At 58.6% G+C, this 11,961-nt stretch carries 11 protein-coding genes; 1 reads left to right on the top strand and 10 read right to left on the bottom strand.

Annotated features, from left to right (window positions below):
- Positions 1–181: 181 nt before the first annotated feature.
- The 5 genes from ACT67G_RS10920 to ACT67G_RS10900 form a co-directional block, all read right to left on the bottom strand.
- Positions 182–1,369: a plasmid recombination protein gene (locus ACT67G_RS10920; protein ID WP_228275371.1), complete on the bottom strand. Its 1,188-nt coding sequence runs from the start codon at positions 1,367–1,369 to the stop codon at positions 182–184.
- 446 nt (positions 1,370–1,815) lie between these two features.
- Complete coding sequence (locus ACT67G_RS10915) at positions 1,816–2,970, bottom strand: helicase RepA family protein (RefSeq protein ID WP_031474225.1); 1,155 nt, start codon at positions 2,968–2,970, stop codon at positions 1,816–1,818.
- 3 nt (positions 2,971–2,973) lie between these two features.
- Entirely contained in the window at positions 2,974–3,294 is a 321-nt protein-coding gene (locus ACT67G_RS10910; protein ID WP_004010381.1) for a plasmid mobilization protein, read from the bottom strand.
- Positions 3,295–3,297: 3 nt separating this feature from the next.
- Positions 3,298–4,374, bottom strand: a complete 1,077-nt coding sequence (locus ACT67G_RS10905) for a site-specific integrase (RefSeq protein WP_004010380.1) — start codon at positions 4,372–4,374, stop codon at positions 3,298–3,300.
- Between the two features lie 13 nt (positions 4,375–4,387).
- On the bottom strand, positions 4,388–4,576 hold the full coding sequence (locus ACT67G_RS10900; RefSeq protein WP_004010379.1) for a hypothetical protein: 189 nt from the start codon (positions 4,574–4,576) through the stop codon (positions 4,388–4,390).
- A 166-nt stretch (positions 4,577–4,742) separates the two neighbouring features.
- On the opposite strand from ACT67G_RS10900, the gene ACT67G_RS10895 reads away from it, so the two are divergent.
- The gene (locus tag ACT67G_RS10895; protein WP_004010378.1) at positions 4,743–5,300 is read left to right on the top strand and encodes a helix-turn-helix domain-containing protein; all 558 of its coding nucleotides are present in this window, start codon (positions 4,743–4,745) and stop codon (positions 5,298–5,300) included.
- A gap of 177 nt (positions 5,301–5,477) precedes the next feature.
- On the opposite strand, the gene guaA is transcribed toward ACT67G_RS10895, so the two are convergent.
- The 5 genes from guaA to ACT67G_RS10870 form a co-directional block, all read right to left on the bottom strand.
- Positions 5,478–7,019, bottom strand: a complete 1,542-nt coding sequence (gene guaA, locus ACT67G_RS10890; RefSeq protein WP_443664254.1) for a glutamine-hydrolyzing GMP synthase — start codon at positions 7,017–7,019, stop codon at positions 5,478–5,480.
- Between the two features lie 31 nt (positions 7,020–7,050).
- Positions 7,051–7,713 (bottom strand): hypothetical protein, encoded by a 663-nt coding sequence (locus tag ACT67G_RS10885; protein ID WP_443664253.1) that lies wholly within the window; start codon positions 7,711–7,713, stop codon positions 7,051–7,053.
- 114 nt (positions 7,714–7,827) lie between these two features.
- A complete protein-coding gene (locus tag ACT67G_RS10880; protein ID WP_325247968.1) occupies positions 7,828–8,406 on the bottom strand; it encodes a xanthine phosphoribosyltransferase in 579 nt (192 codons plus the stop codon).
- Between the two features lie 223 nt (positions 8,407–8,629).
- Positions 8,630–9,451, bottom strand: a complete 822-nt coding sequence (locus ACT67G_RS10875) for a P-loop NTPase (RefSeq protein WP_443664252.1) — start codon at positions 9,449–9,451, stop codon at positions 8,630–8,632.
- A gap of 65 nt (positions 9,452–9,516) precedes the next feature.
- Positions 9,517–11,727, bottom strand: coding sequence for an ATP-binding protein (locus tag ACT67G_RS10870; RefSeq protein WP_443664251.1), 2,211 nt, complete (start codon positions 11,725–11,727; stop codon positions 9,517–9,519).
- Positions 11,728–11,961: the final 234 nt, after the last annotated feature.

The raw sequence follows: 11,961 nt of genomic DNA, 5'->3' as shown, positions 1-11,961 counted from the left end.
AATCATTTTTGCGCCCATTATCAAATTTTATTTAAGAATACCTTGCCGCATATTTGATAGACTCCTCAAATCAGGATAATAGCAGTATATCATAGTACGCTCTAAAAAACAAGAAATCATTTTACCGATTCCACAAATAAAATCGGAGGGTATTCACTGGAATACCCTCCGGTTTTGGTGATTATCGTGCGTCTATCCGAATTTTTGACTTTGCGGCCCGTTTCCGTTCCTTTTCGGCATGTTCCTGCTGGTAAGCTGCCTCTAATATTCTGTCCACTTGTTCTGGGCCAAAGGCCCTTTTGACCCGCTCATAGTCAGCGGAGACTTGCCGCATGGCCTTGTTTTCCAACTTGACCTCCTGCAATCGATCAGACAGGCGGATGTTGCTCTCCCTCACCCGGCCATAGTCCCCTTGCAGACGCTCAAATTTCCCCCGCAGCTCCACATAGGCCAGATACAGGGAGCGCAGCACCTTGACGATTTGGGCCAGCAGGGGCTTTGCCTTTTTCTCTCGGTAGGCCCGGCCTGTTTCCAGCGTTCCCGGCTCCGGCAAAATCTCCTCCGGATTGGCGGAGAAATCCGCTGCCAACCGCTCCATATTTTTCACCGCCGGGGCAAGTTCTTTGAGCCGCCGTTCCTGGCTCTCCACCTGGTTTTCTTTCTCCGCCTTGACCGTCTCCAGAACGGCGATCTCCTTTGCCCGCTGCTCTTTCTTGTAGTCCAGCACAGACAAGTGCTTGTCGTGGGTGCCTTTGTCCTCCCACTCAATCCCGTGGCGCTCCATGACCAGGGAAAGCTGCTCCTTTTCCGAGCGCACCCACTGGCTCCACTCTGTGTCCCCTCTGGTGCCGCCCTGGAAACCCTGGGCCGCTAACGCCTGTTTCAAAGATACCCTCGTGTCCAGCCCTCGCTTGCTCCCGGTGGTGAATGGTACAAAGTCAATGTGCAGATGGGGCGTAGCCTCGTCCATGTGGAGGTGGGCAGAGAACACCCGGAGTTGGGGGTTGCGCTCTTGAAAGCCCTTCATGTACTCGTCCAAAACCGCTGCCGCAAGCTGTCCCTCCTCGCTGTCGGCGCTCATATCATCTCGATTGCCCACTTGCAGGATGATTTCATGGAACGGCTTTTCCTGCTTGCCGGAGCGGATCTTCTCATAGTAATCCTCTATCCTTCTGTCGGCCCTGGTTTGTTTAGCGTTGTACCGTTCCAGAGCCTCGTCAAAGAGTTCATGGTACACCGCCTTGATATTCTCCTGGCAGTAGGTTATATTCAAGTGGGAGCGTTCCGGGTCAGTGTTCTTGGCGTGGAATTTTCTACTGTTATGGTTCACCGATCCTTGGCCCACCATGGCGCTGATTGTCCTTTTCAAATCAATCCCTCCTCCCTTTTCCGCCGCGCAAGCGGCGAGCCTTTGTTACTTTCTGCGAAAGTAACGCAAAAGCACTTTTGACAGCCTGACGGCCATCAAAAGCGCATTTGCGCCCTACGGGGTGGTGTGGGGGCTTTGCCCCCGGCAACTGCGGTTGCCTCCCCCAGCAGGGCCGCCCTTTGAAAAGGGCACCCTGCACCCCGCCTAAACTTTGTCACTCGCCGTTGGGCAGGGTGGAAAGGCCAGGGGCCTTTCCACCGCCCGGCAAGTGTTTTCCGTGGGCCGAAAGTCAAGGGGTACGGGTTGTATTGACTTGCGGCAATCTCCACCCGCAGGTATGCCCCCCTTGACTTTCGCCCCCGCTCCCCGTGACAGCCGTGACGACCGTGACGATGTTTTACACACCGCCTCCGCACTCCGAAAAGCTGTCACAGCTGTCACGGTCGTCACGCCTGGGGTTCCTCCAACGTGAGCTTGATACTCCGCCCGGCATGGGTTCGGGCGCTTTCATAGTGGATGTGGTACTCATAGGACAGCCGCCACGCCCGGACATTCAGCCGCATAGCCAGGGCATTGGGTTTCATATCCAGCCCCAGGGCGGCGACAAGTTCCGTGGCCGTCCCTCTCCACTCTGGCCGTTCCGCCGTTACCAGGGCGGCAACAGCCTCCAACACCGGGTCAGGCGGCTCCTGCCGCAGCTCCGTTTCCCGCCGCTCCAGCTCCCACACAAGCCGTTCCTCGTCCCGCTTGAGGTAGAGGCGCTGGTCTTGCTGATCCCGCCCAGAAATGTCCAGGGTGGCGGCGTTGTCTGCCCGCCGCTCCTTTTGGAGCAGAAAGGCCCCGTCTGCCGCACCCAATAAGCCGTTGGTGCCGGAGATCATATCAAACTTATCATCGGCCTGCTGCTTGCGGGTGTGATGTACAACCAGGAGGCAAACCCCGCTTATATCGGCAAACCGTTTCAGTTTGGTGATTACCTCATAGTCGTTGGCATAGCTGTACTTCTCTGCCCCGGCCTCCCGGATTTTTTGCAGGGTGTCGATGATAATAAGCCGGGTGTCCGTGTGTTCCCGGACAAAGCCCTTTAGCTGCTCCTCCAGGCCACCGCCGAGCTGCTTAGCTCCGATGGCAAAGAACAGGTTTCCGGTACTCTCTACTCCAAACATCCGGTACAACCGCTCCTGTAAGCGACGGTGGTTGTCCTCCAGGGCCAGATAGAGGACTGTCCCCTGGCGCACCTCATACCCCCACAGGGAAAGGCCCATACTCACATGATAGGCAAGCTGGGCCATGAGAAAGGACTTGCCCACCTTGGGAGCGCCCACAAAGAGATATGTCCCCGCATAGAGCAGACCGTCTACCACAGGAGGTCTGCCGGGGTACACCTGTTCGTAGAGGTCATTCATAGACACGGTAGGCAGATAGGCCGGGTCATTGACCCGGCTTATCTGCCGCAGGATTTCCTCCAAATCTCTTTCCGGGGGCTTGTGTTCTGTCACGCCCTCTGCTATACTTTGGTTAGGTTTTTGTGAGAGCGACTGTCCCCCGTCTGCGCCAACAGGCGGATATGGGGCAGTCGTTTTCTCTTGCAATCTATCCATCTATCAATCCTCCCTCATGCCGTCCATGATGGCGGCGATCAGCCGGATGGTGTCCAGCAACTCCCCATCCACGCCATTCCCGGCCTCGATACGCTCCAGTTCTTCCAGAACGGCGGCCAGCTCGTTCCGCAGGGCCTTATACACCCTGGGGTTGCCCTGTACCACCACATCCCGGCACAGCAGCCGTCGGGTGATGTAGTCCTGTTTGGTAAGGCCGGAGAGCCGCACAGCGGTTTCAATTTCCCTGTCCTCATCCGGGGACACCCGGAAAGCCACAGTTTTGTTTCTCCAGCGGTTGTGTCGGTCAAGATTTTTCACTGACATGATTTAGGCCCCCTTTCGCTCCATGTCCAGTTTGTCCGCCATCTCCGCCTGCCGGGTGGGGAACAGGTGGGCGTAGCGGTAGGTAATATCAATGCTTTCATGTCCCACCCGGTCAGCGATTGCCAGGGCCGTAAAGCCCATGTCAATGAGCAGCGAAATGTGGGAGTGCCTCAGGTCGTGTATTCTGATCCGCTTTACCCCGGCCTCTTTCGCACCCCTGTCCATCTCCCGGTGGAGGTAGGATTTTGTCACCGTGAAAATGCGGTCGGTGGGCTTCACCCCATACAGGCTCTTGATATAGTCTCGCATTTCTTCACAGAGGAAAGCGGGCATTTGAATGACCCGGTTGCTCTTAGGGGTCTTGGGGTCGGTAATCACATCCTTGCCCTTAATCCGCTGGTAGGACTTGGAGATGGTGACGGTCTGTTTCTCAAAGTCGAAGTCGCCAGGAGTGAGGGCCAGCAGCTCCCCCTCCCGGACGCCGCACCAGTAGAGCATTTCAAAGGCGTAATAGGAAAGGGGCTTGTCCATCATGGCCTCGGCGAATTTCAGATACTCCGCCTTTGTCCAGAACAGCATTTCCCGTCCCTTTGGCTTTCCCATATTGCCCGCCTGGGCAGCGGGATTGACCTTTAGATTGTAGTGCCGTACCGCATGGTTGAACACGGCGCTCAACTGATTGTGCAGCGTTTTTAAGTACACCGGAGAGTAGGGCTTGCCGTTCTTGTCCCGGTAACCCAGCATTTCATTCTGCCAGGCGATGACCTCCTTGGAGTGAATGTCGCACATCTTCCGCTTGCCGAAGTACGGCACCAACTTCTTGTAGAGGATATGCTCTTTCGTCCCCCAGGTGTTTTCCTTGATACGGCCTTTCATGTCCGCCACATAGACAGCCACGAAGTTTTCAAAGGTCATTTCCAGGTCGGCGGTCTGTTGTTGCAGGAATGTCCGCTCCCACTCCAGAGCCTCCCGCTTGGTGGGAAAGCCCCGTTTCATTTTCTTTACTTTCTTGCCCGTCCAGTCCTCGTAGTAAAAGGACGCATACCATGTGCCCTTTGCCTTGTCTTTGTATGCCGGCATTGTGGTTCCCTCCTTATTGTCTGTCCCGCAGCCCATAGAATTTTTCCTCGAAGTAGCGCCTGCTTACCCGTCCGGGAATGGTGAGAAAGCCTTTTTTCTTCAGCTCCTCGTTCATCTCCCGCACCAGCTTGTAGGCGTAGGGCTTGGAAATGCCCAGCTCCCTGGCGACCTCCTCTGCTCTCACAAACAGCTCCTTTTCCATGGTCAGCACCTCCTTATTTTAGTTTCGCAAATATGTTAATGTCACCATCTTCATTATACATTAACATAAGTGTTAATGTCAAGAATTTATTTCGCATTTTTGTTAAAGATTATCTTGCATCTTTCGCTTTTTTGCGCTATACTATTGGCAAAGGCGGTGGGATATTATGACAGTCGGAGACAAGATAAAGAAAATCCGCACCTTTCGAGGCATGACACAAAAGGAATTGGGGCTTGCTATCGGCTTTGAGGAAAAGGGAGCGGACAACCGGATCGCCCAGTATGAGACGAATTACCGTGTTCCGAAACGGGAACTGCTGGACAAGATGGCCGAGGCGCTGCGGGTAGACCGCCAGAACTTCTACACCATCGCCCCCGGCTCTGCCGAGGACTTCATGCGGACATTCTTCTGGCTGGACGAGGACAGCCCTGGCGCTATCCGCCTGTTCCAACTTGTCCGCAATCCGGGCAGAGCAGGGGCCGCTGATGATACCGCTGTACGGTACAATGATAGCGATGACTGGCCCGCACACCCTCCCGTGGGTATGTACTTCCAGTATGGCCTTGTGGACGAGTTCATGCGGGAATGGCTTTTTCGTCAGCAGGAGTTACACGCCGGGGAGATCACCAGGGAAGAGTATTTTGAATGGAAACTCAACTGGCCCCATACCTGCGACGATGGCCTGGAAAGCGAATATTATATCCCTTGGCGGAAAAATAAATAAGACAAGCAAAAAAACCGCCCTGCTGAATTTGTCGTTCAGCAGGGCGGTTTTGCTTGTCCTTTTGGGATTTTTCTCTTGAGAATACCGGGCGGACACAAATAGTATCAATCCAGTATCAAGAGCAGTATGGACGGGCAAAAAAGCCTGTATTCATGCGGGTTTTCGCCGTTTCGAGCGTCATTCCCACTCAATAGTTGCGGGGGGTTTGGAGGTGATGTCGTAGACAATGCGGTTGATATTGGGAACCTCGTTGACAATCCGTACGCTGACCCGGTCCAGCACATCGTAGGGAATACGGGTCCAGTCGGCGGTCATGAAGTCGCTGGTGGTGACAGAACGCAGGGCCAGGGTATAGTCATAGGTGCGGCCGTCGCCCATGACGCCCACGGAGCGCATGTTGGTGAGCACCGCGAAATACTGGCTCATGGAGCCCTCCAGTCCGGCCTTGGCGATCTCATCCCGGAAGATGAAGTCCGCCAGACGCAGGGTGTCCAGCTTTTCCTTGGTGATCTCGCCGATGACGCGGATGGCAAGGCCCGGGCCCGGGAAGGGCTGGCGCATCACCAGATACTCCGGCAGACCCAACTCACGGCCCAGCTGACGGACCTCGTCCTTGAAGAGCATCCGCAGCGGCTCAATGATCTCCTTGAAGTCCACGTAGTCAGGCAGACCGCCCACGTTGTGGTGGCTCTTGATGACGGCGGCGTCGCCGGCACCGGACTCGATAACGTCGGGATAAATGGTGCCCTGGACCAGGTAATCCACCTGGCCGATCTTCTTGGCCTCCGCTTCAAAGACCCGGATGAACTCCTCACCGATGATCTTGCGCTTGCGCTCGGGCTCGGTGACCCCGGCCAGCTTGGAAAGGAACAGCTCCTCGGCGTTGGCCCGGACGAAGTTGATGTCCCACTTCTTGAAGGCGGCTTCCACCTCGTCGCCCTCGTTGAGGCGCATGAGGCCGTGATCCACAAAGACGCAGGTGAGCTGATTGCCCACAGCCTCCGCCACCAGAGCGGCGGCCACGGAGGAGTCCACACCGCCGGAGAGGGCCAGCAACACCTTGCCGCCGCCTACCTTTTCCCGAATGGTGCGGATGGCGGTGGCCTTGTAATCGCCCATGGTCCAGTCGCCCTGGGCACCGCAGACCTCATAGAGAAAATTGCGGATCATGTCGGTGCCGTGCTCCGTGTGGTTTACCTCGGGGTGATACTGCACGCCGTAGAAGCCCCGGGCCTCGTCGCAGATGGCCACATTGGGGCAGGCGTCGGAGTGGGCCACCAGGGCAAAGCCCTCAGGCACCTTCTCCATATAGTCACCGTGGCTCATCCAGGTGATGCCCTGGGCGGGCAGGCCCTTGAAGAGCTTGCAGTCGGTATTGAAATAGGTCTCGGTCTTGCCGTACTCCCGGGCGGAGTCGTCGGTGGCGGCGATGACCTTGCCGCCCAGATTGTGGGCCAGCAGCTGGCAGCCGTAGCAGATGCCCAGAATGGGGACGCCCAGCTGGAACACCTCGGGGTTGGCCTGGGGGGACTTGGGGTCATAAACGCTGTTGGGGCCGCCGGTGAAGATAATGCCGATAGGGTTCATGGCCCGGATGTCGTCCATGGAGGTGGTGTAGGGCTTCACCTCGCAGTAGACGCCGCACTCGCGGACGCGGCGGGCGATGAGCTGATTGTACTGGCCGCCGAAGTCCAGTACGATGACGGTTTGATGGGACAAATTGACTCCTCCTTTTCAGGTTGGGTTGTTGTCAGGAAACCCGGACACCGCCCCACTCCACCACCGTAAAGCCGGTGCGTTCAAAGGAGGGCAGGTCCTGGGGGATGATCTCCACCGGCTCCTGGAGGGGCTGCCAGGCCATAAAGACCCGCAGGATACTCTCCGGCTCCGGGGAGATGGTCAGCCGGGCGTGATCCGTGTAATCGTCCGACTGAAAGGCGATGAGGTTATAGGCGTTGCCCTCCATCTGGGGCAGCCAGTAGACAATGAATTCGTTGAACTCCCGGGCTGTCAGACCCAGCTTTTCCAGGGCGCAGCGCAAAAATTCCGCGCTGTCTCTGCCGGGGACGCAGAAGCCTTGGGAAAAATCGTACTCCGTGTCGGGGATGCCCTCCCAGAAGAGGTAGCTGTACTCTCGGCCCTGCTGGTCATACAGGGTGCCGTCCGGCTCTGCGGTGACGCTCCAGCCATTGTTATAGGCCGGGTAGGTGGTGGTGAACTGGCCGTCGTAATCCAATTTGACGCTGACGGCTGTCTCCTCCTCCGGATAGAGGTAGATCACCGGCTTGGCACACAGCAGCGCGTCCGCATCCTGCGTTTCCTCAGCCGCAGAATGCGGATGCAGGAGCAGCAGAACCAGAAGCAAAAGCAGCACCAAGATCAGTGGAAGCAGAATCCGCCAATGCTTTTTCATACCGTACGCCTCCCTTTTGTTTGGTTACAAAGAAAGACGGAAAAAGTGGTGCGGGGTTTCAGATTGCCCGGGAAAACGGACACACCCGGCCCCATCGGGCCGGGTGTGAAAGGATCACTCCTCGTCCCGGAAGACGATATGACCGGGCTCAGCGGACTCGATGATGGCCAGGGACTTCAGATTCACGCCGGCAGCCCGCAGGCGGTCACCGCCGCCCTGGAAGCCCTTCTCCACGGCGCAGCCGATGCCAACCAGAGTGGCGCCGGCGGCATCCACGATGTCGCACAGGCCGCGCATAGCCTCGCCGTTGGCCATGAAGTCATCGATGATGAGGATCTTATCGTCGGAGGAGATCCACTCCTTGGACACCAGCAGCGTGACCTTCTTCTTATAGGTGTAGGAGAAGATGTCGCTCTGGTACAGACCGCCCTCGATGTTGTCGCTCTTGGCCTTCTTGGCAAAGATCATGGGCTTGTGGAAGTGCTGGGCCACGATGGCGGACAGGGCGATGCCGGAGGCCTCCGCCGTGAGGATCATGGTAACTTCATCCATGTTGAAGTGCTTGCCGAACTCCTCGGCGATGTGGGTCATCAGCTCCGTGTCAATGCGGTGATTCAAAAAGCCGTCCACCTTGATGATGTTGCCGGGCAGCACCTTGCCTTCCTTCACGATGCGGTCCTTCAGTTCCTGCATGTGTTTCGTCCCCCTTGCGTCTTATTCAAAAATTATGATATTCCGTATGCGGAAGTATTGAAGTACCTTTTATTATCTCGAATCCAGGCGGATTTTGCAACTGTTTTTCCACACAAAAAGGGATTTTTCACCCAAAGCCTTCCCTCACAAATTTGTGCAGGATGGACAAAAACTGCCAAAAAGGGCCGCGGTGCGGAGAAATGCACACGCGGCCCATGGGATTTTACTTGCCTTCCAGCCGGTCGGCCACGCCGTCCAGCCAGGTGCCCTGAAAACTCTCGATATTGCCCTCGTCGGTGAGGGAGGCCAGGGCGGGATCAATGGGCATCTCCGCCAGCAGCGGCAGGTTGTGGCGGGCGGCGGCCTGGGCAGTCTTGCCCTCGCCGAAGAGGTGGATCTTCTTGCCGCAGTCCGGGCAGGTCACATAGCTCATGTTCTCCACCAGGCCCAGGATGGGCACTTCCATCATCTCCGCCATCTTCACGGCCTTTTCCACCACCATGCTCACCAGCTCCTGGGGGCTGGCCACGATGAGGATGCCGTCCAGCGGGATGGACTGGAACACGGAGAGGGACACGTCGCCGGTTCCCGGCGGCATATCCACAAAGAGGTAGTCGCAGTTCCACAGCACATCCGTCCAGAACTGCTGCACCACGCCGGAGATGACGGGGCCGCGCCAGATGACGGGATCCGTCTCATTGGGCAGCAGCAGATTGGTGCTCATCACCTGGATACCGGTGCGGGAAACCACGGGATACAGGCCCTCCTCGCTGCCCAGCGCCTGGGTGTGGATGCCGAAGGCCTTGGGAATGGAGGGGCCGGTGATGTCCGCGTCCAGAACGCCGACTTCATAGCCCCGGCGGCGCATGGTGACGGCCAGCTGGCTGGTGACCATGGACTTGCCCACGCCGCCCTTGCCGGATACCACGCCGTATACCTTGCCGATACGGGCGTTGGGGTTGTGCTCCTTCAGCAGGGACTGAGGCTCCTGCCGCTCCCCGCAGTTCTCGCCGCAGGTGGAGCAGTTATGGGTGCATTCGCTCATATTGTCTGATCTCCTTTTTCCGCTTGCGCGGGAATATTCTTGTACGCACAAGGTATCTTATACCGTCAAAGGGCTTCCGTCAACCGCCAGACGGCAACTTCCGGGCGGTTTTCCAGGAAATCTGCCTCCCGGCTGTGGCAGGTGAAGAGGAGGATCTGCCGGTTTTGGGCCTCCCGGGTCAGATAGTCCAGGGCGGCGGCACAGCGGGCATCGTCAAAATTGGCCAGGGCGTCGTCCAGCACCATGGGGACTTCCCGCTCCTGGGGCAGCACCAGCTGGCAGATGGCCAGCCGCACCGCCAGATACAGCTGGTCCAGCGCTCCGGCAGAGAGCAGCTGAGCGTCCCGGTAGACGCCGTCTCCCGCCGGTTCTGCGCTCAAACGGAACTGGCGATCCAGCACCACGCCCTCATAGCGGCCGCCGGTGAGCTGGCGGAAGATCTCCGCCGCCCGGCGTCCCAGGGCCGGGGAGAACCGGTTTTGCAGGGTGGTGTTGGCGCTCTCCAGGGTCTCCATGGCCATTCGGATGGCATCGTACTCCCCCTCCAGCTGCACACGCTGCTCCTCCAGCCGGGCCCGGCGCTCCCGCAGCGCTCCCGGGTCGCCCAGCGTGTGGAGTTGACCCGTCAGGCGGTCGGCAGCCGAGCGGGCCTGGGCCAGAGCGGCCCGGACAGCGTCCAGCTCTCCGCTGACCGCTTCCCGGCTGCGGGCGGGAGGCTGTGCCTCCAGATCCTCCGGGGCCTGGGGGGCTTCCTGGGCCTGGAGGTCGCTGCGCATCCGGGCTTCCCGGGCAGCGGCCTCCGCCTCCTGGAGCTCCCGGCGACGCACGGCGCACTGGCGCAGCAGGGCGTCCGCCGTGGGAATGTCGTAGGCGGCGGGGGCAAAGCGGCGGACTTCCATCAAAATGCCCTGCTCGTTGGAGGTGAGGGAGGCGTACAGGGCGTCGGCAGTGGCGGCCTTGGCATTGGCGTTCGCCTGGGCGGCTTCCTGGGCCTTTAAGAGATCTGCGTAAGCCACGGCTTTCTCCCGGAGTTCCGCGGCGGAGGAGACATTGTGCTTCTTCAGGGCCGCAGCCGTTTCCTGCTTCCATTTCCGGTTTTTATAAAAAGGAATCAACAATGCGGCGAGGGCGCAGGGAATGCCCCAAAGGGCGTCTACAAAGCCGCCACCCATGCCGAGAATTTGAGCGGCATAGAAAACCAGGGTGAAAATCCCCAAAAAGATAGATGGCAGCAGCTCGCTGAGGGGCCACGGCTTGGAATCGCTGATGGAGGTGGCGGATTTCCAGGCCTGCTCCGCCGTCTGTCCGGCAAAGGGGTTCTCGTTCACGGCGGCTTCCGCCCGCAAAAGGGCCTTCATGGCCTCGTCCCGCTCTCCCCGGGCTTTGTCCACACTTTTGCGCACGGTCTCCAGGTTGACGATGGCGCCCCGGAGGCGGCCAATGGTGTCGTTTCCGGGGATCTGTTCCGTTTCCAGCTGACGGCGCACCGACACGGCGTGTTCCTCCGCTTCCCGGGCAGCTGTCTCCGCCTGAGTCAGGGCCTGGCGCTTCCGGGCGGATTCCCAGCGATCATGCTGGGCCAGTTCCTCCGTCAGCGCCGCTTCCCGGCCCTCCAGCTGCCGGGCCTGGGAGCGGGCCTGGGAGAGCTGGTCCTCCGCAGCGGAGACCTCCTGGAGCTGGCGGTCCAGCTCGGCCAGCTCTCCCTCCAGATTGGGCAGCAGCCCAGTCTTGTTGTGGCGGCGGCGGTTGAGCTGCTTCTTCAGGGTGTCGGCGGCCTCTGTATAAGAGGTGTCCTCTTGCCCAGAGGTAATGAGGGCAGCGATCCGCCGCTCCAGCCCCGCGTCCTGGGTGACGGTCAGTCCGCTTTGCCGGATGAAGGCGCTGCGCTCAAAAACCTCCCGGCCGACACCCAGCAGGGTCTCACCGCAGTTCTGGCCGGTAAGGCCCGGCACTGCGTCTCCCGTTCCGGCGTATACCGCCTGAAACTCACCCAGCGGGGCGGTCTGCCGCCGGGTGGTGCGGGTGATGGTCAGCTCCCGGCCGTCTGACAGACAGTCCAGCCGGCCGCTCATGGCAGTGCCCGCCCAGGGGGCGTAGCGGTTTTTCTCGGCAATAAAGCCGGCCCGGTCCCGCTCCCGGCTGTTGATGCCGTAGAGCATGGCTGTGAGGAAAGCACACCAGGTGGATTTGCCGGTTTCGTTGGGTGCTTCGATGATATTCAGGCCGTCCCGAAGCTCCAGGGTTTGGCCCTGGAGCTTTCCAAAAGTGGCGGTCATACGATGGATCCGCAGAATGATCCCTCCTAATTATATATGTATAATGGATGATGGTATGGACATTATAACACCAGTGTCCCTGTTTGCCCAGCGCTTTTCCTGTAGAGAAACGGGGAGATAAGAGCCGGAAATAATAAATATTAAAAAATCGGGAAAAAGGTGTTGACAAATGGTGGATGGTTTGGTATTCTAACAAAGCTGTCGGCGCGGTGGAGACTGCGCCAGAGAGTGGGA

It is taken from the genome of Dysosmobacter sp., from assembly GCF_052306735.1.
GTDB lineage: Bacteria > Bacillota > Clostridia > Oscillospirales > Oscillospiraceae > Oscillibacter.
The sequence above is the reverse complement of the archived record's forward strand: the minus strand, read 5'-3'. Positions and strand labels throughout refer to the sequence as shown.

Excerpts from the sequence above, each read along its gene's own strand:
- ACT67G_RS10915 (WP_031474225.1), bottom strand. The coding sequence starts at position 2,970 with ATGGATAGATTGCAAGAGAAAACGACTGCCCCATATCCGCCTGTTGGC.
- ACT67G_RS10910 (WP_004010381.1), bottom strand. The coding sequence starts at position 3,294 with ATGTCAGTGAAAAATCTTGACCGACACAACCGCTGGAGAAACAAAACT.
- ACT67G_RS10905 (WP_004010380.1), bottom strand. The coding sequence starts at position 4,374 with ATGCCGGCATACAAAGACAAGGCAAAGGGCACATGGTATGCGTCCTTT.
- ACT67G_RS10900 (WP_004010379.1), bottom strand. The coding sequence starts at position 4,576 with ATGGAAAAGGAGCTGTTTGTGAGAGCAGAGGAGGTCGCCAGGGAGCTG.
- ACT67G_RS10895 (WP_004010378.1), top strand. The coding sequence starts at position 4,743 with ATGACAGTCGGAGACAAGATAAAGAAAATCCGCACCTTTCGAGGCATG.
- ACT67G_RS10885 (WP_443664253.1), bottom strand. The coding sequence starts at position 7,713 with ATGAAAAAGCATTGGCGGATTCTGCTTCCACTGATCTTGGTGCTGCTT.
- ACT67G_RS10880 (WP_325247968.1), bottom strand. The coding sequence starts at position 8,406 with ATGCAGGAACTGAAGGACCGCATCGTGAAGGAAGGCAAGGTGCTGCCC.
- ACT67G_RS10875 (WP_443664252.1), bottom strand. The coding sequence starts at position 9,451 with ATGAGCGAATGCACCCATAACTGCTCCACCTGCGGCGAGAACTGCGGG.
- ACT67G_RS10870 (WP_443664251.1), bottom strand. The coding sequence starts at position 11,727 with ATGACCGCCACTTTTGGAAAGCTCCAGGGCCAAACCCTGGAGCTTCGG.